The following is a 23,571-nucleotide window of genomic DNA, read 5'->3' as shown; positions in this document are numbered from 1 at the left end:
TTCCGGAGGTGGAGGCTCGGGCAGCATGATTTTATCGTTGGGAGGACGAGAATTGGCCAAAAATCTGACCCAGATCCTGAAGGACAAGGGCAATACGGTTGAGATGCTGCGCAATTCGCGCATCGGCATGTATATCTATCCGGTCGTGGCGCCCGAGTTTTCCAACTGGCGGACCGAGCAGGTCGCATGGCGTGAATCCGCCGTTCTCTTCGATCAGTCGCATCATATGGACGAACTGATCGTCGAAGGTCCGGATGCGTCGAAATTCCTCGAAAGCCTGGCGATCAACAGTTTTGCCAATTTCGGCACCAACCGCGCCAAGCATTACGTGCCTGTGACCCCGGCCGGCCATGTCATCGGCGACATGATCATTTTTCGCGAACGCGAGGACAAGTTCGTGCTTGTCGGCCGCGCGCCGACCGCCAACTGGCTGCGCTACAACGCTTCGCTCGGCAAACATGACGTCAAGCTGACCCATGATCCGCGTTCGCCGTCGCGTCCGGATGGCAAGGAAGTCAACCGCGTTCACTACCGCTTCCAGATCCAGGGACCGGATGCCGGCAAGATCTTCGACAAGATGAACGGTGCTCCGATCCAGGACATCAAATTCTTCCATGTCGACTGGATCAATATCGGCCACAAGAAGGTTCAAGCGCTGCGCCACGGCATGGCGGGCGCGCCGGGCCTCGAAGTCTGGGGTCCCTATGCCGAGAAGGACGAGGTGCGCGACATCATCGTCAAGGCGGCCAAGGATGCCGGCGTCGATCTCTATCTCGTCGGCGCACGCGCCTATTCGACCAACACGCTGGAATCCGGCTGGATTCCGTCGCCGCTGCCGGGCATCTATACCGGCGACGAACTGAAGGGCTATCGCGACTGGCTGGATGAAAACAGCTACGAGGCGATGGGCTCGATCGGCGGCAGCCTCGTCTCGGACAATATCGAGGACTATTACGTCAACCCTTACGAACTCGGCTACGGCATCTATGTGAAGTTCGACCATGACTTCGTCGGTCGCGCAGCTCTCGAAGCGATGAAGGGCCAGCCGCACCGCAAGAAGGTGACCTTCGAATGGAACGCCGAGGACGTGATGAAGGTCATTGCCTCCAACTTCGTTCCCGGCGCAACGCCCTACAAGTGGATCGACCTGCCGCAGCCGAACTACGCCTCCTCCAGCGCCGACCGCATCATGAAGGGCGACAAGGTCGTCGGCATGTCGATGTTCAACGGCTACAGCTACAACGAACGCTGCATGCTCTCGCTCGGCGTGGTCGATGCGGACATTCAGGAAGGCGACGTGCTGACGCTGATCTGGGGCGAGCCGAACGGCGGCACTGGCAAGACCTCGATCGAGCAAGGGCACCGCCAAGCGGAAATCCGTGTGCGTGTTTCACCGACGCCTTATGCGCGGGAAGCGCGTGAGAATTATGCGGAAAGCTGGCGGACGAAGAAGGACTGATTTGCCCTCCCAGGCAAAGATGAGAGGCGGCGTCCGTGAGGGCGCCGTTTTGGTTAGTAGGTTTCCATGTCGACACCTTTTTACGGGGTCTCTTGTTTACTATTTTTGTTCATGCTTAGTGTACGGCGGCAACAGCAGGTGAAGCCATGACAAAGGAAAAGGACAAAAAGGACGAAATGGAGCGCCGTAAGGCCGCAGTCGCTGATGCAGTCCTTTCCGTTTTTGCTGCCGATTTCGCTGTTCGATCAAAAATAATCCAGCGCGAAGCTGAGGAGATTGAGCGTGCCGTCAGAAGAACTGAACGAGAGCTTGGACGTGGAGCAAGACCAGCCGGAAAACGGTTCAGTCTATGATTTTCTCTACTATGACCAGACAAGAATTTCTTCGTTTTTAGCCCAATTCGATCCCTCGGGTCACCTCACCAACATAACTAACAACGAGCGGGCTCATCGATCCCGAAAGAAAAATCTGAGCACCCAAGCTGCGGGATCTGCCGCAGTGGTTAAAGGTAGCATTACAGATTTCACCGATACTGTAGCTGAGTACGGAAAACAGGTTACTAAAAGCTACGACCCACGATGGGCGAATGCGCTTGCATTTTTGGACTATCTTGAACAAGAAAATCTCCTAAATCGAGAGATCGAAGCATCTCGAATTGGCGAGATAGTACTTATAAAAGGCGATTTGTAGCTGTTCGATCTTGGTCTTCTACAAAAAATGTGGAGCCTCCCGGTCGTTAAAAAGCAGATTTTAACCGCAGCTTTAGAGAACGAGACTGCTGCTATGTCTGGCCTGAACCGGAAAGATCGGCGCAAAAGCGGGATTGGAAAGCCAGCGTCAAAGCCGCCAAATGACGCTGAGTTGATGGTTGAAATGCTACCTGTTTTGCCGCATGCAATACAAGCTGCTGTGAGCACCTATTACGCTTCGGCTTGGTGCACGTTGCGAGAAGATAGCATAACTATAGCAGCCGCCGACCTATACATGAAGCATGGTATTAGTATTGAAGGAAAATGGGCGATGGTCGGCATTCTCGATGCCATGCCAGATATAGAAGCGTCTATGGATGATGGCACTCCTTACGAAGTGGCTAAACAAGTCATTGCTGGATCGAAACTAAGCATGGCGGGCTTTATGCTAGCTCCACACCTAGTCGCCCCAGTTCGTGGTTTGCTTGGTAGACCTCCTTCATCTTACGGACTTACTCCCCTCCTTCTCTTCCGGTCTGTTTCTCCAGGTGAGGATGATGTTTAATCCATCCAACGAATATTTACAGACGCGAACGCCCATATTTCAGTGCCCGTGAACTGCATGACACTTGTTCCACTCGCTGGATCGTTCTACAGCTTACGCCGACCATTCCGAACCCATCTTCCCCGGGTTCATGATCCCCTTGGGATCCAGCGCCGCCTTGATCTTCTCCATCACATCCACCGCCTTGCCATGCTCCTTGCGCATGAATTTCAGCTTGGCCATGCCGATCCCATGCTCGCCGCTCGCTGTGCCGCCCACTTTCAGAGCCCGTTCCACCAGCCGGTCGGCCATCTCTTCTGCTTCCTTCAGATGCACCGGATTGTTCGGATCGATCAGGTAGGCGGTGTGGAAATTGCCGTCGCCGACATGGCCGATGATCTGGCCTTTGAGGGATGAGGCGTCGATATCGGCGCGGGCGGCGGTGATGCTTTCGGCGAGGCGGGATATCGGCACGCAGATATCGCCGGTATAGAGATCGTAGCCCGGAATGATCGCCTTGGTGGCCCAGAAGAGATCATGGCGGGCCTGCCAGAGCTTGTTGCGCTCATCGGTATCGGCGGTCCAGCGGTAGGAAATGGCGTCGTGCGCCGTGCAGATGTCTTCCGCCAGCTTCGCCTGCTCTTCCACCCATGCGCTCGTGCCGTGGAATTCGAACAGAAGTGTCGGCGCGACGGGCATGTCGAGCTTGGAATAGTTGTTGACGCTGGCGATAGCCACCTCGTCGAGGAATTCGACTCGGGCGACGGGGATGCCGTATTGCACGCAGGCGATCACCGCTTCCACGGCCTGTGCCACGGTCGGGAAGGGGCAGAAGGCGACGGAGACCGCTTCCGGGATGGGATGCAGGCGCACCGTCAATTCGGTGATGACGCCGAGTGTGCCTTCGGAGCCGACGAAGAGATGCGTGAGGTCGTAGCCGGTCGAGGATTTGCGGGCGCGGGAGCCGGTCTGGATGGCCGTGCCGTCGGGCGTCACCACCCGGAGCGCCAGCACGTTTTCGCGCATCGTGCCGTAGCGCACTGATGTCGTGCCGCTGCCGCGGGTCGAAGCCATGCCGCCTATTGATGCGTCGGCGCCGGGATCGACCGAGAACATCAGGCCGGTTTCTCGCAGTTCGACATTGAGTTGCTTGCGCGTGACGCCGGGCTGAACCACCGCGAGCAAATCCTCGGGGCGGATTTCGACGATGCGGTTCATCTCACGCGTATCAAGCGTGATGCCGCCACGGATCGGGATCGTGTGCCCTTCCATCGAGGAGCCGGCACCGAAAGGCACGACCGGCACGCCATGCGCGGCGCAGGCGGAGACGATCGCCGCAACCTCTTCCTCCGTGCGCGGGAAGGCGACGGCATCGGGCAGGTGAGGGGCAAGCCGCGACGTATCGTGGCTGTGGTGTTCGCGAACGGAGTTCGAGGTCGCCAGACGGTCGCCGAGCAGCGACTTGAGTTCCGTGATGACCTTGCTGACCGGTGTCGCGATATCCATGCCATTCCTCCCATTGCACAGTCTGTTCGTGGCGAAGTCGTTTGCAGCGAAGCGCCCCCCCGGCCGTTTTCAGCAGGCTGAGTTTCTTGAGCGCACGCGTCTTCCGTTATGACCTCCCGAGATCCTAAGCCTCCACAAGGATCTCCGGCGTTCCGCTATCATGTATGCACGGAGCGCCGGAATCATCTTAGACGGTTTGCAACTCTGGTGAAGGCCTCCGGCGAAAAATCTCAGGTTGCCTGATTTTTTATGCCGTTTAATGAAAACGCAACTTGTCGTTCGCGCCTTGATGTGCTGAAATTCCAGTGTCCGTGTGGATTGCAACCTTGGGAGGGGTTGTCGTCCTGGGAGAACGGGCATGGGAGGAAATCGATGTATACACGACTGTCCAGTACAGTTGAGGCGGCTGTTAGGCCGTCACATCCGGTTTCGGCTGCGAAGGCGAGGCCGGGCCTCGTCTTCGCAGATCCTTTCGCGGCTTGCGTCGGCAGCCATTTCAGACATCGCTGGATATCGGGCGCACGCCTTTATGGCGCAGCGAATATCACCGGCGCATCGCGCCGCCACTCGATCTGACTGCCGTCTTTGCCGGTTGGCTCAACGGGAGCCACAGGTTCCCAATATCGTCGGCATCTGCTTTTCAACGGGAGGAGAACAGCATGAAAATCAAGGTATTGCTTGCGACAGCGGGTATCACCGTGCTGAGCGTTTCGGCATCGGGAGCTGCGGCGCAGGCGCAGCAGGTGGAGCTGACGCTTTCACATTGGGTGCCGGCAACACATGCGCTGCAGCCCGGTGGCATGGAACCGTGGGCGAAATCGATCAGCGATGCCTCCGGCGGGCGGATCAAGGTCACCATTTATCCGGCCTCGCAGCTCGGGGCCGCTCCCGACCATTACGACATGGCGCGCGACGGTATCGTCGATATCGCCTTCATCAATCCGGGTTACCAGCCGGGCCGTTTTCCGATCATCGCGGCGGCGGAAATCCCGTTTCTCGTCTCCAATGCCAAGGGCGGATCGCGCGCCTTTGCGGAATGGTACCGCCAATATGCGGCCAAGGAGATGAAAGACGTCTATGTCTGCCTGACGCATCTGCACGATCCGGGCACGCTGCACAGCACCAAGGGGCCTCTTCAGGTGCCCGCTGACCTCAAGGGCAAGAATATTCGCCCGGCGCATGCGACGATGGCGAGGCTCGTCAATTCGCTTGGGGCCGCTTCTGTTCAGGTGCCGGCCGGGGAAATGCGCGAGCTGATTTCCAAGGGCGCGGCCGACATGACCGCGTCGCCGTGGAACTCGATCTACACATTCGGCCTGCAGGATGTCACGAAACATCATCTCGACATGCCATTCTATGTCACGACCTTCGCGTGGGTCATGAACAAGGACAAGATCGACGGGCTTTCGCCGGCTGATCGCAAGGTCATGGATGATCATTGCACGCCGGAATGGGCGGAAAAGGTCGCGACCAAATGGGCGGACGCGGAAGCGGCGGGCCGCCAGAAGATGATCGATGCCGGTGGCCACACCATGTACAAGCCGACACCGGACGAGGTTGCCCTCTGGAAGAAGGCAACCGGCTCTTTGCAGGGCGAGTGGGAGGTTGCGGCCACCAAAGCCGGCATCGATGCCAAGGCCGGTTGGGCGAGCTTTGGTGAATTGCTCAAGAAATACAATTCCGACGTCAAATAGGCCGCGAGCGTGCATGGCGGGCGCTTCGGTGCCCGCCTTCCGTCCCTCAGTCGAGGCATTGTCATGAACCGATATCTTGAGCGCTTCACCGAGATGGTCGATACGATCGCCGGCCTGCTTCTCGGGCTCTGCACGATCCTGATCGTCATCTCCACCATCGGCCGTTATGCCTTTTCCTGGGCGATCCCGGATTCCTTCGATATCTCGCGCTACCTGATCGGTGCCTGCATGATGTGGGGTTTCGCCTCGCTCGGATATCGCGGCGGGCATATCGCGGTCGACCTGCTCTATGAGCCGCTCGGCCCGCGCGGGCGGCGGGTGCTGGATTTCATCGCCTGGGGTTCGCTTTTGGCGTTCACCGCGATGCTTGCCTACCAGATGTTCTTCAGGCTCGCGAGCGCCTACAACAGTCATGAAGCGACGTTCGATCTTCGCATTCCCGTCTGGCCCTTTATCGGCCTGATTTGGCTCGGCTGCGCCTCTGCTGTGGTGACGACGGCCGTCGTGCCGTTCCTGCGCAGCAAGGCGGAAGAAACCAATCCGCTGGAAGGGCATGGCGTATGACGACAGCCGATCTCGTCGCCATCGGTGGTTTCATCGCCATGTTCGTGCTGATGGGCCTGCGGGTACCGCTGGGCGTGGCCATGGGCCTCGTCGGCATATTCGGCTTTGCGATGATGCGCGGGATCAACCCGGCGCTCAATTTGCTGACAACATCGCCGATCCGCGTTATCACCGATTTCAACCTGACGCTGGTGCCGTTCTTCATCCTGATGGGCGCGTTCGCCACCAATTCCGGCATGTCGCGCGAGCTTTTCCGGACGGGAAATGCCTGGCTCGGACAATTCCGCGGCGGACTGGCGCTTTCGACGATCGCGGCCTGTGCCGGGTTTGCGGCGATCTGCGGCAGTTCGATTGCCACCGCCGCGACGATGACCCGCATCGCCCTGCCGGAAATGCGCAAGGCGGGATATGCGGATGCCACCTCGACCGGTGCGATTGCCGCCGGTGGCACGCTTGGCATCCTCATCCCGCCTTCGGTGATGATGGTGGTCTATGCGTTTCTCACCGAGACCGATGTCGGGCAATTGCTGATGGCCGGCATCATTCCGGGCATCATGGCCACCTTCATGTATATGGGCACCGTGCTGATCGCCCATGGCAAGCGGCTGCCACCCGGCGAAAAGTTCGATCTTCGGGAGGCGTTCGCGTCGTTGCGCGGCGTCTGGGCGGTGATGCTGCTGTTCGTGGCGGTGATCGGCGTCATTTACATGGGCGTTGCCACCGCAACAGAGGCCGCGGCGGTCGGAGCGTTTCTGACCATGGTGATCGGCGTGCTGCGCGGGCGGCTGAATTTCAAGTCGATCATGGCAAGCCTGGTGGGGTCGCTGCGCACGTCCGTCTCGCTGTTCAGCGTGCTAATTGGGGCGATCCTGTTCGGGTATTTCCTGGCGATCACCCAGTCGCCGCAGAAGCTGACGGCGTTTCTCGTCGCAATGGATTTTGGGCCGCACGGGACGCTGGCGCTGATCCTCGTGATCTTCTTCATCGCCGGCGCGCTGATGGACGAGATGGCGATGATGATCCTGCTCGTGCCGATCGTTTTCCCGGTCATCGCGCATCTCGGTTTCGATCCGGTCTGGTTCGGCATCATTCTGGTCGTGTCTTGCCAGCTCGGCATGATTACGCCGCCGGTCGGCATCAATGTCTTCGTCATCAACTCGATCGCCAAGGACGTGAAGATCACGACGATCTATGGCGGGGTCATGCCGTTCATCCTGACAGATATCATCCGGTTGATCCTGCTGGTGATCTTCCCGGCGATCACGCTGTGGCTGCCCCTGACGATGAGATAGGGACGATGCGATAGGAAGGTCTTTCATGACTCAAGTTCCAGCTCCCGGCCTGAGGCCGCTCTGCGAAATCCGCGCCGAACTCGGCGCACCGATCGAAAAGGGAGGCGGCCCCGGCGGCCGCTGGCGGATCGTCCCGATCATCGGAGGCACCGTCGAGGGTGAACGGCTGTCCGGCCGGATCATCAATTTCGGCGCGGATTGGCAGAACATCTATGATGAAGGCTATGCGGAGCTCGATACGCGCTACCTGATCGAGACCCATGACGGGGTGACGATCGACATCCGTAATTTTGGTCTTCGCCATGGTCCGCCGGAGGTTCTTGCACAGCTCGCGGCAGGCGAAACGGTTGACCCGGCGCTCTATTACATGCGAACCAATCCGAGGTTCCAGACGGGGGATCCGCGTTATAGCTGGCTCAATCGCACCATGTTCATCGGCACGGGCGAGCGGATGGCAAATGCGGTACGGATCAACATTTTCGAAGTGCTCTGAAAAACGATCCACCTGAGCACGGAGAGGGGAAGGCCACCGGATGGGGTTCCATCCGGTGGCCTTTTAGTTTGATGGTGTGATTTTCCGACAGTATGTGCCCCTCATCCGCCTGCCGGCACCTTCTCCCCGCCCCCAGGGAGAAGGAAGCGAGTTGCACCGTTTCCTCAAATCTTGCCGTCGCGTAGGGCACGTTCCCTCTCCCCGTCATTACGGGGAGAGGGTTAGGGTGAGGGGCTGCCTTCGACATCGGCTCTGAGCTGAAGATCGCGTTTAAATGACTAAGAGCTGGCTCAAGTCATCACGCCATATGGATCGTCTTCGTCTCGAAATAGTTCTCCAACCCCTCAGGCCCGCCTTCGCGGCCAATGCCGGACTGCTTGAAACCGCCGAACGGGTGTTGGATGTCGACAATCATGCCGTTCACGGTGACGCTGCCGGTGCGCATGCGGCGGGCGAAGGCATAACCGCGTTCCGGATTTGCGGTGAAGACGGCGCCGGAAAGGCCGTACATCGTGTCGTTGGCGATGCGTGCCGCTTCGTCCTCATCCTTGTAGCTGATGATCGACACGACCGGGCCGAAGATTTCCTCCTGGGCGATCTTCATGTCCATCGTCACGCCGGTGAAGACGGTCGGCTCGATGAAATAACCCTTGTCGAGGCCGGCCGGGCGACCGCCGCCGCAGGCAACCGTCGCGCCGCCTTCGCGGCCGGCGGCGATATAGCCTTCGACGCGGGCAAGCTGGCGGGCCATGGTGAGCGGACCCATCTGGGTGGTGGGATCAGCCGGATCGCCGACCTTGATGTTCTTCACCGCGCCGACGAACATGTCGGTGAATTCCTGCTTACGGGATTCCGGCACGAGAATGCGGGTCAGCGAGAAGCAGACCTGACCGGTGATCGGCATGGAATAGATCAGCAGCGGCATCATCGCCTTGCTGAAATCGGCATCGTCGAGCAACACGGCTGCCGACTTGCCGCCGAGCTCGAGGCTGACGCGGGTGAGCTTTTCGGCGCAGGCGGCGGCGATGGTGCGGCCGGCGACGGTCGAGCCGGTGAACGATACCTTGTCGATACCCTTGTGGCGGACAAGATAATCACCACCTTCGCGACCGGCCGGTACGAGGTTGAAGACGCCCTTTGGAATGCCGGCCTGCTCAATGCATTCGGCGAGCAGATAGGCGTCCAGCGGGGTTTCCGGTGAAGGCTTTGAGACGACCGTGCACCCGGCGGCGAGTGCGGCCGAGATCTTGTAGTTCAGAAGAACCATCGGCGCGTTCCACGGCGTGATCGCAGCGCAGACGCCGACCGGCTCGCGCACGACACGGACTTCGCCGCCATCGGAGCGTTTGCGGTGGCTGACGAAATCGTCGTTTTCGATCATGTCGGCATAGAAATTGTAGAGGCCTGGATTCTGGCCGACCAGCTTCTTGGTGAGGCCGATCGGTGCGCCGACCTGGGTTGTCCAGGCATTGGCGATCTCGTCCAGCCGGGCGGTCAAGAGGTCGGCGACCTTGCGCAGATAGCCGGCGCGTTCCTTGAAGGTCATGCGTGGCCAGGGACCGTTGTCGAAGGCTTCGCGGGCGGCAGCGACGGCCTTGTCGATATCGCCATTGTTCGCTTCCGGATAGCTGAACAACAGTTCCTCTGTCACCGGCGAAATGACGTCGAGCTTGTTGGTGCCGGTCGGGGCGACCCATTCGCCATTGATGAAGAATTTCTCAGGCGCCTTGACTATTTTATCGTTTCTGACGGCAACGTTCATATCAGTCTCCTCCTCTGACAGAATGATTTCCAAAAGACGCGGCCCCTTCATGCTCAGAAGGTAACGCAGGCAGGATGCCAGTTCTTCTCCCTTTTCGCAGCGCACGGCCTTGCAGCCCTGGGCTTCTGCGATACGCACAAAATCCATGTGTCCGATATCGACGCCGTCGATGCGGCCGGAGCCGGCGCGCTCGGCGATGGCCTTCAGGACCTTGTAGCCGCCGTTGTTGAGGATCACGATCAGCAGGTTTGCGTCATATTCCACTGCAGACCAGATCGACTGGATGGAATAGAGGCTCGATCCGTCGCCGATCACGGCGATCACGGGCTGATCCGGCTTGGTTAGCGCAGCACCCACCGAGCCGGGCAGGGCGTAACCGAGGCCGCCGCTGGCCGTGGCGAAAAAGCCGCCTGGTCGTTCGATGGGGAAGAAGTCATGCAGTGCGTCACGCCCGCCCGGCGCTTCCTCGAAGACGATGCTGTCCGGCGAGCGGACTTCGGCGAGTGTCTGATAGAAGAAGGGCTGGGTAATGCCCTTCGGGGTTTTGATGTGCGGTATGGTGCGGGCAGGGTTGCCGGCACTTTGTGTCCGCGAATGCAGGCGCTCCACGAGGCCTTCGGCGGCAACACGCAGGTTGGAGATCATCGCATTGCCGGTGATCGCGCCGGCGGCATGGGCCGGATCGTCGGTGATCAGCCAGAGTTGGGCGCCATCCGGGATATCCGGACCGGAGCCTGCGAAGTGATAGTTGAAGGCTGGCGCGCCGAGAACCAGCACGAGATCCGTGTTGCCAAGGCATTGGGTCAGCTTCGGCTGAAAGGCTGGCAGGAATCCGGTGAAGAGCGGATGCCGCTCCGGGAAACTGCAACGCGACGAGAGCGGGCTGGCCCAGACCTTTGCCTGCAGTTTCTCTGCAAGTCGAACCGTCGCATCCCAGGCGTTGTCGAGGTCGACGCCGGGGCCAACGACAAGGACGGGTTCTTTCGCTGCGTTCAGCCTGCCAGCCAGTTCGTCGAGCGCGAAAGCCGGCGCACTGATGACCGTTTCCACATCGCGGATGGCGATCGGACGCGCTTGCGCCTGCCAGTCGCTGAGCGGCACCGAAACCATGACCGGGCAACGTGGCGCCTGCATCGCCATATGATAGGCGCGGGCAATCGCCGCCGGCACGTCTTCGGCGCGAGCTGGTTCACAGGCCCATTTTACGTAAGGCTTTGGGAACTCCGTCGGGTTTTCGGCGAACAGGAACGGATCGTGCGGCAGGAGTTCGCGGGACTGCTGGCCTGTGGTGATGATCAGTGGCGCGCGGTTGCGATAGGCGGTGTAGATGTTGCCGAGAGCGTGGCCAAGGCCGGCGGCCGAATGCAGATTGACAAAAGCCGGGCCGCGGCTCACCTGCGCATAGGCATCCGCCATGGCGACGACGATCGATTCCTGCAGACCGAGAACATAGGAAAAGTCTTCCGGGATGTTCATGAACATCGGCAGTTCGGTCGAGCCGGGGTTGCCGAAGATGCGGTCGATGCCTTTCTGGCGCAGAAATTCGAAAACAGCTTCAGCGACTGTTGGGCCGCGCAGCTTCGTGCTGCCGGACAGGAAGTCCTGCGTCATCTTGTTCACGGCTGGAGCCTCCTCCCGGCTCGCGGACCTGCAGTCCGCGCGTGTATCCTTGATATCAATGTCCCATATGAAGCCTTGTCTTGGAATTGAAGAATTTCTCCAAATCCATTACATAAAGGCATGGCTTTGGATGTGCGCTCCGCCCAGATCATGCTCGAATGCGCCAGGCGCGGCAGTCTTGGCGCTGCGGCTTCGGCGTTGAACATGACGCAGCCAGCGATAACCCGCATGTTGAAACGGCTGGAAGACAGCTATGGCGTACCGCTGTTCGAAAGAACGACGCGCGGCGTGGTGCCAACCGTGTTTGGAGAAGCGTTGCTGCCCTATGCCAAGCTTGTGGTTTCCGAAATCGGCAATGCGACCGATGTCATCCGGCAGATGCGCGGCGCCAGCCGTGGCGTCGTGCGCATCGGCGGGGTGGCGAGCGTGGTCAGCGGGTTCGTGATCGCCGCAATCGGAGAAATGCGAAAAGAGCATCCGGAGGTTCAATACCAGATCGTCGAGGATCTTGAGGACCGGGTGCTGGAGGGGCTGAAAGGCGGATCGATCGATATCGCGATTTCACCGGAGCCTTACCTGGACGACGATATCGTCATCGCCACGCCATCGATCATGCATGACATGGTTTCCGTCTTCACGCGGGCACACCATCCGTCCATCTGCCGGGATCATATCCCACTTGCCGAGGCTGCCCGGTTCGCTTGGGCCATGCCACCTCCAGGAACGCCGACGGTGCGGGAATGGCACCGCCGCTTTCACGACAATGCGCTGGAGCCGCACGCGCCTTCCATCATCTCCCGCTCCGTACCGGTGCTGAAGGCCGCTGTCCTCTCGCAGTCCCTATTCTGCTGGATGCCGCTGCCTCTGGTCCGGCAGGAAGTCGAGCGGGGCGAACTGGCGCGCGTCAACGTGCCGGAACTCGATTGGCAGCGGACGTTCCGTGTGTACCGCCGCAAGAAGGGGCTGATGACGCCGCCGACCGCCAACCTGCTGCATGCCATCCGCCGCATCAGCGAGACATGGACAGGACAGGTTGCCGACAACCCAGGCTAGTGTTGCTTGGAGCCGGCGCTCCTGCCATCCGAACTCTTGGAGCGTTCTTCAAAGCGATCTGCGCCCTTGGCGAGGTCAGAGCCCTTCTGGGCCTCGACCTTCTTTTCTTCCTTGCGGGTCTCCTGCTTGAAACCACGGGCCGCGTCGCGGCCTTTTTCGTCGGGTGCCTGTTCTATGCCCATCGGTCTTTCCTCCATCAATTGGGGACTTACCAAACCAGCACGGCCCGAGCTTGTTCCAAATGCAGTCGATGCCTGTCCTAAAAGGTGGTGTATATGACATTTAAGACGTGAGAATTTGCGGCTATTTGTTTTTCCAACGGCGCATGGGGCGCCTGTGGAGCAAAAAAACAATGTCTGGCAATATTTCCAAGGGCACTGCCCTTATCACCGGCGCGTCTTCGGGTATCGGTGCCATCTATGCGCAACGCCTGGCCCGTCGTGGTCATGATCTTATCCTAGTGGCACGCAGCCGGGACAAGCTCGATATCCTCGCGCGCCGAATCGCCGATGAAACCGGCCGCTCGGTGGAAGTCGTCGCCGCCGATCTTTCCGACAGGGCGGATATCCTTCGCGTCGAAGACGTGCTGCGTAGCGATCAAAGCATCACGGTTCTGGTCAACAATGCCGGGCTTGGTGCAACAGCGCCGCTCGTGGCTTCGGATATCGCCAAGATGGAAGAGATGGTGGCGCTCAACGTCAATGCGCTGATGCGCCTGACTTATGCTGCCGCTCCGGCTTTCGTTGCTCGCGGCAAGGGGACGATCATCAATATTTCCTCGATCGTCGCGATCGGTCCGGAAATCCTGAACGGCGTCTATGGTGGCAGCAAGGCCTTCGTGCTGGCCTTCACACAGTCGCTGAAGCATGAACTGGCGGACAAGGGTGTGACCGTGCAGGCCGTCCTGCCGGGCGCGACCGCAACCGATTTCTGGGGTGTCGCCGGCACGCCGATCGAGCATCTGCCGGAGCAGATCGTGATGAGCGCCGAAGACTTGGTGGATGCAGCCCTTTCGGGCCTTGATCAGGGAGAGCTGGTCACCATTCCGTCGCTTCCGGAGGCTGCCGACTGGCGGGCTTATGAGACTGCGCGTCAGAAGATGATGCCGAACCTGTCGCGCAGCACGCCGGCAGAACGCTACAAGGCCGCATAGTCAAACACAGTAAAATCGGCCATTCTCCAGCCGAAGGAAAAGGGGCCGCCATGCATCGTATAGGTTTCGTCATATTCGAGGATTTTCAGGTGCTGGGCTTCGCCGCCATCACTGTCTTCGAGGTGGCCAATGCGGTGCTTGGCGGCAATGCCTATTCGATTACCCTGCTTTCCGAAAACGGCGGTCTGGTTCGCAGTTCCGCCGGTTTCGACGTCGATACGCGGGCCTTCGGAAATTCGGAATTCGATACCGTCATCGTCGGCGCGGGCTTTGAAATCCGGCCGTCTACCCGCGGGCTTGTCGATTTCGTGCGGCATTCTGTGGAGACGGCGAGGCGGCTTGCAGCTCCCTGTGTCGGCGCCTTCACACTTGCGGAAGCGGGGGTTCTCGCCGGTCGCCGTGCCACCACGCATTGGGCCTATGCCCGTGATCTGCAGGCCAGATATCCGACCGTCAAGGTCGAGGAAGACCGCATCTTCATCATCGATGGTCCGGTCTGGACCTCCGCCGGCATGACGGCCGGTATCGATCTTGCCCTTGCCATGGTCGAGAAGGATCACGGAACGGAGGTGGCGCGAATTGCCGCCCGCAAGCTGGTCGTGCATCACCGCCGCGCCGGCGGGCAATCGCAGTTTTCGAGCCTGCTCGAGCTGGAACCGAAATCGGACCGCATCCAGAAGGCGCTGATCTATGCCAATGGGCATCTGAAGAACGAATTGTCGGTCGAGGAGCTGGCGGATGTCGCAGGCCTGAGCCCGCGTCAGTTCAGCCGTGCCTTCCGCTCCGAGACCGGCCAGTCACCGGCCAAGGCGGTTGAAAATATCCGCGTCGAGGCCGCGCGTCTCCTGATGGAGGACGGACGGCATTCGATGGATGTGATCGCCGACGAGACCGGCTTTGCCGATCGCGAACGGATGCGGCGAGCCTTTGTTAGAACGCTTGGCCAGCCACCGCAGGCGATCCGGCGCAATTCGCGAGATCGATCACTCGCCTGACTATTCCGCTGCGAGGCCGCGACGTTTGCGGCCGCCCCGTTTTATCAGCGTTTCGCCCGCATCGGCCGGCAGCCGCAGGAATGAAACGGTTGCGAGCGCGGAAACAATCGCCACGACGAAGAAGGCGATGTGGAAATCCGTGAGGTCCAGCGTGCTGCCGCGTATCGTGCTCGACAGGTCGAGTGCGCCGCCGGCAAGCGCCACACCCATGGCCATCGAGATGCGTTGTGCGACCGCGTTGATCGATGTCGCCTGGCCGCTTTCGTCATCCGGCACATCGGCGAAGGTCATGGCACTGACGCCGGAAAAGGCCATGGAGCGTAAAAGTCCGCCGACCAGCAGGCAGAACATGATCAACGCAACCGGCGTTTCCGGTGAGAAGAAGCCGTTGGCGCCGAGCAGGACCGCCGAAAGCAGGGTCGTCAAAGCCAGCACGTTGCGGAAGCCGAAGAGATTGTAGGTCCGCGACGCGAAGAATTTCGAGCCCATCGAACCGAGTGCGGTGACGAACGTGATGAGGCCCGACTGCAGCGGCGTTAGGCCGAATTGCAGCTGCAGCATCAACGGCAGGAGAAAGGGCAGGGCGCCAAGGCCCATGCGGAAATTCGAGGCGGCGAAGATCGACATCCGGAACAGCGGATATCTGAACAGCTTCGGATCCAGCAGCGGATGCGGCGTGCGGTAGGTGTGCCAGATATAGATCATGCCGCTGACGATGCCGACCGCGATCGAGATATAGCCATAGGTCAAAGGCACGGCCGGCAGGCTCAGTACCGAGATACCGAAGGTGAAGGCGCTGAAGGCGATGCCGGACAGGAAAAAGCCGCGGAAATCCAGTGGCTTCGGTTCACGCGGTTCGACCGGATCGAGGAATTTCGTCACCATCAGGATGCCGAAAATACCGATCGGCACATTGATCCAGAAGATCCAGTGCCAGGAGAGATAGGTGGTGATGAAGCCGCCGACCGGCGGCCCGATGATCGGCCCGATCAGTGCGGGAATGGTGAGCCAGGCGAGCGCGTCAATCAGTTCGTTGCGCGGTGTGCCGCGCACAAGTAGCAGGCGGCTGACCGGCGTCATCATCGAGCCGCCGGCGCCCTGCACGAAACGCCAGAGCACGAAGGCTTCCAGCGAGTTGGAATAGGCGCAGCCGATCGAGCCGATCATGAAGACGAGGATCGCCAGCCGAAAAATCTTCAATGCGCCGAAACGGTCGGCCACCCAGCCGCTGATCGGGATGAAGATCGCCAGCGAGACGAGGTAGGTGGTGATGGCGAGTTTCAGCGCGATCGGCGACGTGCCGATATCGGCGGCGATCGCCGGCAGGCTGGTGGAAATGATTGTTGAATCCATCCGCTCCATGAAGAGCGCGACGGCAAGGATGATCGGCATCAGGCGGGGCATGAGGGGCAGGCCGGCAGAGGAAGGATGGCCGGCACATTAGGCGTGAGCCGGAGCCTTGCCAAGTTAAGGTTTTTTCACGAAGCCCTTGATTTTAGACATTTGTACCGGGGTCAAGCCGGAAATGGTCGCGGCGAACGATCGCCGCCGCGGCTCTTGGAATCACTTGGATCTTGCAGACAGGAACACCTGCGGCTCGAAGGTGAAATCCTTGTCGAAGGGATAGACCGGCCGCTTGCGGCGGGTGTTGCCGATGCGCTCGACGAACTGGTCGACGACGCCGTTCGACAGCGCCATCAGGTTCGGATTGGCGATCGGCGCCAGTTCCGGCGAGAGATAGCCCGACTTCACGACGATGATCTTGGCCTTGTGCGGATCAAGGCCCAGGCGGGTGAAATCGACGATGTTGTGATAGGGGCGACGCTTGGCCGACAGAACCAGCTCAATGCCGCCGATGGCGACAACGGCCTGACGGTCGGCGAGGTCGGTGGTGCCATGCAGGAACTTGACCTTGGCTTTGACCTTGATCGGCTTGCTATTGATCGAATCCAGCCAGGCGCCGATCGAGAGATCCAGTTCGGCGCCGATGCCGGAGGCGTAGCAGGCCTCAGCAGCCGGTTTGTCGGCGATGCCGGCGAAGACGACGCCGGTTGCGCCCTTGGCGATCAGGTCGGCCAACACTTCAGCACGATCGCCCACGCCGCCGCCGGTGGGGTTGTCGCCGGATTCGGCGAGCACCACGGGTGAGGTCTGCGAGGCGATCGCCTTGTCGATCAGTTCCTCGATGGAGCCGGTCTCGCAACCGAACACGAAATCTTCGCGGACATCCCAGTAGGCTTGGGCGATGCGCTTGGCTTCGCGTTCCAGCACGGCACGGTCGGTGCCGGTGAGGATCGCGGCCGCAGTAGCGCGCGGCTCGTCGGCCCAGACGTAGCCGACCATCAGCGAGGCATCCCAGACACCGTCGATCGCATCGATTTCCGGCATCATGTCGTAGAGGCTTTTTGCCGGTTCATCGACCGTCGAGGTGCGCTCGCCGGGCAGGACGACCGGGATCGGCGCCCAGAGAAGGATCGGCCTGACGCCGGTCTTCAGGCTTTCGACCAGCATCTTGACCGAGCGGCGCATGGTTTCTTCGACGTCGATATGCGGCGCGGTGCGGTAGGTGGAGTACATGTCGAGCGCATCGATGATGCGCTGGCTGACGTTTCCGTGCAGGTCGTAGCTGGCGGAGATCGGGCAATCCGGGCCGACCAGCTCGCGGGCTGTGCTGATCCAGTCGCCTTCCGCGTCTTCCATGCCTTCGACATACATGGCGCCGTGCATGGCGAGGTAGAGGCCATCAAGCGGCAACAACGGCTTCAGGCGCTCGACGAATTCCGACTTGAACTTGTCGTATGTGGCGCGCGAAACCGGGCCGCCGGCAATGGCGCGGCAATGGATGGTGGGCAGGAATTCCGCGTCATAATCCTTGAGGAAGGCGAAGTAGGGGGCGGCCGAAAGCTCTTCGCCGCGCGTCACGCGAAAATCCTTCTCCTCGTTCAGGACCGGATTGTAGGTGCTGCATTCGATATGAATGCCGCCGACGGCGATGCGCAAAGGCCTGGACATGGGGGAGGAACCTCAGTTTGAGTTGGGACCTAACAGAAAATTATGGGCCGCGATGCTGGCCGCACCCCGCGCCCAGACATCGCCATCGACGCGCTTGATGCGGATCGGCGTCTGACCGGCGTAACGGGGAAGAACATTGGTTTCGACCGCCTGGTTGACGACCGTGCCGAACAGACCGTCGAACGAGCCCTCGACATGGGTGATCAAGATCATGCCCGGATCGTTGATCTGGATCAGGTTGGCGATTGCGAGGCCTAGCGCGGAACCGGCGCGGTGCAGCACGCGGATCGCCGCCGCATTGCCTGTGGAAGCCTCGTGTTCGATATCGGACAGCGAGACGCATTCGATGCCTTCTGCCCGCGACATCTCCTTGATCGCTTTCATGGAAGCGACCGTATCGAGGCAGCCTCGCTTGCCGCATCGGCAGGGCGAGCCGCCGGGCTCGATGGTGCAATGGGCGATCTCGCCGGCGCCGCCATGTTTGCCGCGATAGAGTTTGCCATCGATGAAATGCGCGCAGCCGATTCCGTCACCCAGGGAGACGACGCTAAAACTCTGGATTTCGCGGGCACTGCCGAACAGTTTTTCGCTGACGGCGACGGCCTTGGCATCGTTTTCGATGAAGGTTTCGATGCCGGAGCGCTCGCGGATGATCCTGGCGAGCGGCACGTCCTGCCAGTTCAACAGGGTGGATTGAACGCAGTTCGACTGCGTTTCATCGACGAAGCCGGACAGCGCCACGCCGATGCCTGAGAGCTTTTCCCTCGCATCCGGATGGGTTCCGAAAAGGCTCGGCAGGCCTTGCGTGATGGCGTCTGCGATGACGTTCGGATCGCGCGACAGCGGCATGGCCTGTCTGGCGATAATCTTGCCGTTCAGATCGCAGAGGATCATCGGCGCCGGGTCTTCCAGCAGCGAAATGCCGACGAAATAGGCGCATTCGGGATGAAGATCAAGCCGCACCGAAGGGCGACCCTGTCCGTAAACCGTCTCCGTCTCATGCAGCACGCCGAGATCGATCAATTCACGGGAAATGCCGCTCATGGCCGCTTTGCTCAGGCCAAGCAGTTGCGCCATCTCGGTGCGGCTGAGCGGGCCGGACTCGCTGATGACGCGCACGAGCTGGCGCTGGGAGGAGGTGAGCATGACGGTCAAGCGGGTTCGCTATCGTTGGGTGTGCGGCTTGGGATTGTGTCTTGACACTAAGTTCAGAAAATGAACAAATCAACGGCAATAAATTACAAAAGTGATCTAAGGCGGCAAGGGAGATTTGGGCCGCTTATCAGTCAACAAAAACCAAGGGTGAACGATTATGACCATGTTCTTGAAAAGCCGGCGTTTCATGCTTGCTTCCGCCGTTGCGGCAGGCCTCGTTTTTCCGATTGCCGCCAGCGCTGCGACATTGACCGTGATGCAGACGGAAGCGCCTCGCTCCATGGATCCGGGCGACCAGACGGCGACCTATACTGCCGCTCTGCTCGACCCGATGTACGAGGGTCTCGTCAAGCGCGATACCGATCTGTCGCTGAAGCCGGCGCTCGCCACCGAATGGTCTGCAGATGCGTCCGGCCTCGTCTGGACCTTCAAGCTGCGCCCCGACGTCAAATTCCATGACGGCACCGCTTTCGATGCCGATGCCGTGGTCAAGAATTTCGCCCGTCACCTCGATACCAAGCGTGGCCTTGCCGCTTCCGGTCGCTTGCGCACCTTCCTCGACAGCGTCACCGCCGTCGATCCGATGACCGTGCAGTTCAAGCTGAAGACCCAGTATCCGGCGTTTCTCGCGCTGCTCACCACCGGCCCGTGCCTGATGGTCAGCCCGGCGGCGGATGCTGCCGGCACGATCGGCTCCAAAGCGGTCGGTACGGGCGCTTACAAGCTGCAGGAATACAAATCGGGCGAATACGTCCTTCAGGCCAAGAACACCGATTGGTGGGGCGGCGCGCCGAAGGGCGAGGACCAGATCAAGTGGACCTGGACCAGCGAGCCCTCGGTCATGAACATGGCCTTGCAGACCGGCGACGCCGACGTCATCAACCCGTTCCCGTCCGCCTTTGCCGCGCAGGTGAAGGCCAACCCGGAGATGAAGCTGTCGACCACAGACGGTTCGGCCGTGTTCTGGGTCTCGCTCAATACCAAGCTGAAGCCGCTCGACGATGTCCGCGTCCGTCAGGCGCTGAACTACGCGACCGACAAGGAAGGCCTCGTGAAGGCCTTCATGCAGGGCTATGCGACGCCGGCCAACTCGCCGCTCGCGCCGGTGACGCCCGGTTACGACAAGACGCTCAACCCCTATCCGTACAATGTCGAGAAGGCCAAGCAGCTTCTGAAGGACGCCGGTTATCCGGACGGTTTTGCGATGTCGACGATCGTGCAGGAACAGGAAGCCCGTATCGGCGAGTTGCTGCAGGCCATGTGGGCGAAGGCAGGCGTAAAGCTTGAAGTGCGCAAGATGGAAGGTGGCGTCTGGTCCAAGGCGGCTTTCCTTGATCCGGCCGGCAAGGAGAAGGACAATATCGGTTCTTCGATCGCCTCCTGGTCTTCCGGTGTCAATGGCGCCGATCTGCAGTTCCGCCCGCTCTATTATACGAAGAGCGCATCGCCGGCCGGCGCCAATCTGGGCTTCTTCTCCGATCCGAAGCTCGACGGCATGATCGACAAGGCTGCCTCGACGCTCGACGAAAAGGCCCGCAATGCGATCTATGTCGACGCCCAGAAGGAAGTGAACGAACAGGCGCCGCATGTGCTGCTCTATACCAAGCGGGACCTTTTCGCGACGCGCGCCGGCGTCTCGGGGGTCTGGATGATCCCCGGCGGTGGCATCGTCGTCAAGGACGGCAAGAAGAAGTAAGATTGTCATCGGCGGCGGGCGGAGGATTCTGCCCGCCGTTTTCTTTTGAATGAACCGGGCCTCCAAGGCCCAAGAGACAGACGGCGGATGAAAGCCTATATCCTCAAGAAAATACTAGCTTTGCCGCTGATCCTGATTGGCGTGTCGCTGCTGGTTTTCGTCGCGATCCGCGCGCTGCCGGGCGATCCGGCGCGGCTGATGGCGGGGCCGGAGGCAACGCAGGAAGCGGTCGATGCGATGACGGCGCGGCTCGGCCTCGACCGAAGCCTGCCGGAACAATATGCCTCGTTCGCCTATGGCGCGGTGCGTGGTGATCTCGGCACGTCCATCAAGTCGAAACTGCCTGTCACTGCCGAGATTGCCGAGCGACTGCCGTTCACTATCGGCCTTGCGATCACCGCCTATCTGCTGGCGATTGGCATCGGCGTGCCGGCCGGCATGATCGCTGCCATCTACCGGCATGGCTGGCCGGATCAGGCGGTGATGATCCTCGCCATTGCCGGCGCTTCGATCGCCAATTTCTGGCTGGCGCTGATGGCGATGAATACGTTTTCCGTCCAGCTCGGCTGGCTGCCGCTGCTTGGTGTTACGTCGTGGAAGAGTTTCATCTTGCCGTCGATCACGCTCGCCGTCCTGCCGACCGCGGTCATCGCCCGCATGACGCGGTCCAGCATGATCGAGGTGATGAGCCAGGATTATATCCGCACCGCGTACGCCAAGGGCGTCCTGCCGCGCAACATCTACTGGAGCCATGCGCTGCGCAACGCGCTGATCCCGATCATCACCATTGTCGGCTTGAATTTCGGCAGTTTGATGGGCGGCGCGGTAGTGACCGAATCCGTTTTCAACTGGCCGGGGATCGGGCGTTTCCTCGTCGATGCGGTGCGCTATCGCGACTACCCGGTCATTCAGGGCGTGACGCTGGTCGCCGTCAGCGGCGTGGTAATCATGAATTTCCTGGCGGAACTGCTGATCGCCGTCCTCAACCCGAAGATAAGGTTCGACTGATGGCCTCGATCGAAACCGATATCGCGCCGCGCCGGCCCGCCATCCTGCGTGGTTTGCGCTGGGCCGCCGCTCATCGCAGCATCACCCTCGGCGGGCTACTGATCGGCGTCATCGTACTAGCGGCGATCTTTGCGCCGCTGATCGCGCCGGCCGACCCTTACGTACAGGATTTGTTGGCAACGATGGAGCCGCCATCCTGGGCGCATCCTTTCGGCACGGATGACAACGGTCGCGACATCTTCACCCGCGTCATTTACGGGGCGCGTATCTCGCTGCTGGAGGTGGTGCTCGCCGTCGGGCTCGCGGTTGCCGTCGGGGTGCCGCTCGGCATCCTGTCCGGCATGAGCGGCCGTTATGTCGACCAGGCGATCATGTGGACGATGGATATCCTGTTCGCCTTTCCGGGCATCGTACTCGCCATCCTGATCGTCAGCGTGCTCGGCACCAGCCTGATCAACCTGTTGATCGCCATCGCAATCTTTTCGGTGCCGGTCTATGCCCGCCTCAGCCGCAACCTGACGCTCGGTTTGAAGAATATGGAATATGTCGAGGCGGCCCATTCGCTCGGCATTTCGCGCCGGCGGATCATGACGCATTACATACTGCGCAACGCGATCGGACCGATCATCGTCCAGTCGACGCTGACGGCCGGTACCGTCATCCTTTCGGCAGCAAGCCTTTCCTTCCTCGGCCTCGGCGCGCAGCCGCCGCTGCCGGAATGGGGGGCGATGATGAGCGACGGGCGCAACTATCTCGGTCTCAATATCTGGATGTCGCTATTTCCGGGGCTGGCGATCATGATCACCGTGCTCGGCTTCAACATCCTGGGCGACGGGCTGCGTGACCTCCTGGATCCGCGTCGATGAGCGGTGCCGTTATTCAGTCCCGCCCGATCCCTTCTGGCTTCGAAACTGCGCGGCCGGTCTTCTGCGTCGATATCGGCGGCTCGTTCATGAAATTCGCGGTATCGCCTTCGCCGGGCGAGCTGATGACGCTGGAAAAGGTCGCGACGCCTGCCGGGGATTGGAATGGACTTGCCTCCTCACTCGCCATGTTGATCGAGCGTCATGCATCGAAGGGTGATCCGGATTCGCCGCTGGCGCTGTCGATTGCCGGCCTGATCGATCCGCGCGACGGTGTCGCCACGTCGGCCAATATTCCCTGCATTACGGGGCGACGGATCGGCGAAGAGTTGTCGGCCATTCTCGGTCGGTCGGTTCTGGCTGCAAACGATGCCGACTGCCTGACCCTGGCGGAAGCCAATGAAGGGGTGGGCAAAGGCCATTCGGTGGTCTTCTGCGCCATCATGGGCACCGGTATCGGCGGCGGGCTGGCGATCGACGGCCGGCTGGTGCGCGGCGCCGGCGGCGTGACCGGCGAGTGGGGCCATGGGCCGATCATCAACACGACCGTCGAGCTCGATGGCGAGACGCTGCACATCCCGCGCTTCTCCTGCGGTTGCGGCCAGACCGGCTGTGCCGATACGGTGGGCGGCGCGCGCGGCATCGAGCGGCTACACCATTTCCTATATGGCTGCGAAGAAACGAGCTATCGCATCCTGGAAGACTGGCAGACGGGCGAGGCGAGGGCAGCGAAAACTGTTGCGCTCTGGCTCGAGCTGATCGCCGATCCGCTGGCGCTGTCGGTGAATGTTACCGGCGCATCCATCGTTCCGGTCGGCGGAGGGCTTGCATCTGTCACGCCATTGATCGAAGCATTGGATATAGCCGTCAGAAAACGCATCCTGAACCGCTTCGATTCCGCGTTGGTGACGCCGGCGCTTCGGCAGGAGGATGGCGGCCTTGTGGGCGCCGCCGTGCTCGGGCATCAGAGTATCGAGCGCCGTGAAAATGGCGCTGGCCATAGAGGAATTTGA

The 23,571-nt window shown here is 60.6% G+C and carries 20 protein-coding genes; 14 read left to right on the top strand and 6 right to left on the bottom strand.

The features are described 5' to 3' along the window. Positions 1-52: 52 nt before the first annotated feature. The 3 genes from ligM (at position 53) to KX729_RS15195 (ending at position 2,713) form a co-directional block, all read left to right on the top strand. Positions 53-1,459: a vanillate/3-O-methylgallate O-demethylase gene (gene ligM / locus KX729_RS15205; RefSeq protein WP_446692521.1), complete on the top strand. Its 1,407-nt coding sequence runs from the start codon at positions 53-55 to the stop codon at positions 1,457-1,459. A 282-nt stretch (positions 1,460-1,741) separates the two neighbouring features. Then, the gene (locus tag KX729_RS15200) at positions 1,742-2,149 is read left to right on the top strand and encodes a hypothetical protein (RefSeq protein ID WP_219743318.1); all 408 of its coding nucleotides are present in this window, start codon (positions 1,742-1,744) and stop codon (positions 2,147-2,149) included. A gap of 93 nt (positions 2,150-2,242) precedes the next feature. Beyond that, on the top strand, positions 2,243-2,713 hold the full coding sequence (locus tag KX729_RS15195) for a hypothetical protein (protein ID WP_219743317.1): 471 nt from the start codon (positions 2,243-2,245) through the stop codon (positions 2,711-2,713). 93 nt (positions 2,714-2,806) lie between these two features. Here KX729_RS15195 and KX729_RS15190 read toward each other — a convergent pair whose 3' ends face one another. Then, on the bottom strand, positions 2,807-4,198 hold the full coding sequence (locus KX729_RS15190) for an FAD-binding oxidoreductase (RefSeq protein ID WP_219743316.1): 1,392 nt from the start codon (positions 4,196-4,198) through the stop codon (positions 2,807-2,809). A 659-nt stretch (positions 4,199-4,857) separates the two neighbouring features. Between KX729_RS15190 and KX729_RS15185 the strand changes: the two genes are divergently transcribed. The 4 genes from KX729_RS15185 to KX729_RS15170 all read left to right on the top strand — a co-directional run bounded on the left by KX729_RS15185 (position 4,858) and on the right by KX729_RS15170 (position 8,241). Continuing rightward, on the top strand, positions 4,858-5,892 hold the full coding sequence (locus tag KX729_RS15185) for a TRAP transporter substrate-binding protein (protein WP_219743315.1): 1,035 nt from the start codon (positions 4,858-4,860) through the stop codon (positions 5,890-5,892). Positions 5,893-5,955: 63 nt separating this feature from the next. Further along, positions 5,956-6,456, top strand: coding sequence for a TRAP transporter small permease (locus tag KX729_RS15180; RefSeq protein WP_219743314.1), 501 nt, complete (start codon positions 5,956-5,958; stop codon positions 6,454-6,456). Further along, positions 6,453-7,748 (top strand): TRAP transporter large permease, encoded by a 1,296-nt coding sequence (locus tag KX729_RS15175; RefSeq protein ID WP_219743313.1) that lies wholly within the window; start codon positions 6,453-6,455, stop codon positions 7,746-7,748. The genes KX729_RS15180 and KX729_RS15175 overlap by 4 nt, the downstream gene beginning before the upstream one ends. Positions 7,749-7,773: 25 nt before the next feature. Continuing rightward, positions 7,774-8,241, top strand: a complete 468-nt coding sequence (locus KX729_RS15170) for a DUF3237 domain-containing protein (protein ID WP_219743312.1) — start codon at positions 7,774-7,776, stop codon at positions 8,239-8,241. A 298-nt stretch (positions 8,242-8,539) separates the two neighbouring features. Here the strand turns inward: KX729_RS15170 and mdlC are convergent, their stop codons facing one another. Continuing rightward, positions 8,540-11,614 (bottom strand): benzoylformate decarboxylase, encoded by a 3,075-nt coding sequence (gene mdlC, locus KX729_RS34260; RefSeq protein ID WP_281423228.1) that lies wholly within the window; start codon positions 11,612-11,614, stop codon positions 8,540-8,542. Between the two features lie 129 nt (positions 11,615-11,743). Here mdlC and KX729_RS15160 point away from each other — a divergent pair, with 129 nt between their 5' ends. Next, positions 11,744-12,676 (top strand): LysR family transcriptional regulator, encoded by a 933-nt coding sequence (locus KX729_RS15160; RefSeq protein WP_219743310.1) that lies wholly within the window; start codon positions 11,744-11,746, stop codon positions 12,674-12,676. Here the strand turns inward: KX729_RS15160 and KX729_RS15155 are convergent. Beyond that, positions 12,673-12,858: a hypothetical protein gene (locus KX729_RS15155; RefSeq protein ID WP_219743309.1), complete on the bottom strand. Its 186-nt coding sequence runs from the start codon at positions 12,856-12,858 to the stop codon at positions 12,673-12,675. The two genes, KX729_RS15160 and KX729_RS15155, sit on opposite strands and share 4 nt — an antisense overlap. A gap of 170 nt (positions 12,859-13,028) precedes the next feature. On the opposite strand from KX729_RS15155, the gene KX729_RS15150 reads away from it, so the two are divergent. Together KX729_RS15150 and KX729_RS15145 are read left to right on the top strand one after the other, a co-directional pair. Further along, positions 13,029-13,829 (top strand): SDR family NAD(P)-dependent oxidoreductase, encoded by an 801-nt coding sequence (locus tag KX729_RS15150; RefSeq protein WP_219743308.1) that lies wholly within the window; start codon positions 13,029-13,031, stop codon positions 13,827-13,829. Between the two features lie 50 nt (positions 13,830-13,879). Then, positions 13,880-14,824 (top strand): GlxA family transcriptional regulator, encoded by a 945-nt coding sequence (locus tag KX729_RS15145; protein WP_219743307.1) that lies wholly within the window; start codon positions 13,880-13,882, stop codon positions 14,822-14,824. On the opposite strand, the gene KX729_RS15140 is transcribed toward KX729_RS15145, so the two are convergent. The 3 genes from KX729_RS15140 to KX729_RS15130 form a co-directional block, all read right to left on the bottom strand. Further along, positions 14,825-16,210: a DHA2 family efflux MFS transporter permease subunit gene (locus KX729_RS15140; RefSeq protein WP_219743723.1), complete on the bottom strand. Its 1,386-nt coding sequence runs from the start codon at positions 16,208-16,210 to the stop codon at positions 14,825-14,827. A 177-nt stretch (positions 16,211-16,387) separates the two neighbouring features. Continuing rightward, positions 16,388-17,824 (bottom strand): M81 family metallopeptidase, encoded by a 1,437-nt coding sequence (locus KX729_RS15135; RefSeq protein ID WP_219743721.1) that lies wholly within the window; start codon positions 17,822-17,824, stop codon positions 16,388-16,390. A 24-nt stretch (positions 17,825-17,848) separates the two neighbouring features. Then, positions 17,849-18,982, bottom strand: coding sequence for an ROK family transcriptional regulator (locus KX729_RS15130; protein ID WP_219743722.1), 1,134 nt, complete (start codon positions 18,980-18,982; stop codon positions 17,849-17,851). 166 nt (positions 18,983-19,148) lie between these two features. Between KX729_RS15130 and KX729_RS15125 the strand changes: the two genes are divergently transcribed. The 4 genes from KX729_RS15125 to KX729_RS15110 all read left to right on the top strand — a co-directional run bounded on the left by KX729_RS15125 (position 19,149) and on the right by KX729_RS15110 (position 23,571). Continuing rightward, positions 19,149-20,687 (top strand): ABC transporter substrate-binding protein, encoded by a 1,539-nt coding sequence (locus KX729_RS15125; protein ID WP_219743306.1) that lies wholly within the window; start codon positions 19,149-19,151, stop codon positions 20,685-20,687. An 87-nt stretch (positions 20,688-20,774) separates the two neighbouring features. Then, the gene (locus tag KX729_RS15120; protein WP_219743305.1) at positions 20,775-21,695 is read left to right on the top strand and encodes an ABC transporter permease; all 921 of its coding nucleotides are present in this window, start codon (positions 20,775-20,777) and stop codon (positions 21,693-21,695) included. After that, complete coding sequence (locus KX729_RS15115) at positions 21,695-22,561, top strand: ABC transporter permease (protein ID WP_219743304.1); 867 nt, start codon at positions 21,695-21,697, stop codon at positions 22,559-22,561. Before KX729_RS15120 ends, KX729_RS15115 begins: the two co-directional genes overlap by 1 nt. After that, positions 22,558-23,571 carry an ROK family protein gene (locus KX729_RS15110; protein WP_219743303.1) on the top strand — a complete coding sequence of 338 codons (1,014 nt, stop codon included), beginning with the start codon at positions 22,558-22,560 and terminating at the stop codon, positions 23,569-23,571. Before KX729_RS15115 ends, KX729_RS15110 begins: the two co-directional genes overlap by 4 nt.

Origin of the sequence: Neorhizobium populisoli (assembly GCF_019430945.1) — a bacterium.
Classification (GTDB): Bacteria; Pseudomonadota; Alphaproteobacteria; order Rhizobiales; family Rhizobiaceae; genus Neorhizobium; species Neorhizobium populisoli.
The sequence above is the reverse complement of the archived record's forward strand: the minus strand, read 5'-3'. Positions and strand labels throughout refer to the sequence as shown.

Excerpts from the sequence above, each read along its gene's own strand:
- KX729_RS15155 (WP_219743309.1), bottom strand. The coding sequence starts at position 12,858 with ATGGGCATAGAACAGGCACCCGACGAAAAAGGCCGCGACGCGGCCCGT.
- KX729_RS15195 (WP_219743317.1), top strand. The coding sequence starts at position 2,243 with ATGTCTGGCCTGAACCGGAAAGATCGGCGCAAAAGCGGGATTGGAAAG.
- KX729_RS15190 (WP_219743316.1), bottom strand. The coding sequence starts at position 4,198 with ATGGATATCGCGACACCGGTCAGCAAGGTCATCACGGAACTCAAGTCG.
- KX729_RS15175 (WP_219743313.1), top strand. The coding sequence starts at position 6,453 with ATGACGACAGCCGATCTCGTCGCCATCGGTGGTTTCATCGCCATGTTC.
- KX729_RS15115 (WP_219743304.1), top strand. The coding sequence starts at position 21,695 with ATGGCCTCGATCGAAACCGATATCGCGCCGCGCCGGCCCGCCATCCTG.
- KX729_RS15160 (WP_219743310.1), top strand. The coding sequence starts at position 11,744 with ATGGCTTTGGATGTGCGCTCCGCCCAGATCATGCTCGAATGCGCCAGG.
- KX729_RS15180 (WP_219743314.1), top strand. The coding sequence starts at position 5,956 with ATGAACCGATATCTTGAGCGCTTCACCGAGATGGTCGATACGATCGCC.
- mdlC (WP_281423228.1), bottom strand. The coding sequence starts at position 11,614 with ATGACGCAGGACTTCCTGTCCGGCAGCACGAAGCTGCGCGGCCCAACA.
- KX729_RS15170 (WP_219743312.1), top strand. The coding sequence starts at position 7,774 with ATGACTCAAGTTCCAGCTCCCGGCCTGAGGCCGCTCTGCGAAATCCGC.
- KX729_RS15145 (WP_219743307.1), top strand. The coding sequence starts at position 13,880 with ATGCATCGTATAGGTTTCGTCATATTCGAGGATTTTCAGGTGCTGGGC.
- KX729_RS15150 (WP_219743308.1), top strand. The coding sequence starts at position 13,029 with ATGTCTGGCAATATTTCCAAGGGCACTGCCCTTATCACCGGCGCGTCT.
- KX729_RS15120 (WP_219743305.1), top strand. The coding sequence starts at position 20,775 with ATGAAAGCCTATATCCTCAAGAAAATACTAGCTTTGCCGCTGATCCTG.
- KX729_RS15125 (WP_219743306.1), top strand. The coding sequence starts at position 19,149 with ATGACCATGTTCTTGAAAAGCCGGCGTTTCATGCTTGCTTCCGCCGTT.
- KX729_RS15110 (WP_219743303.1), top strand. The coding sequence starts at position 22,558 with ATGAGCGGTGCCGTTATTCAGTCCCGCCCGATCCCTTCTGGCTTCGAA.
- KX729_RS15130 (WP_219743722.1), bottom strand. The coding sequence starts at position 18,982 with ATGCTCACCTCCTCCCAGCGCCAGCTCGTGCGCGTCATCAGCGAGTCC.
- KX729_RS15185 (WP_219743315.1), top strand. The coding sequence starts at position 4,858 with ATGAAAATCAAGGTATTGCTTGCGACAGCGGGTATCACCGTGCTGAGC.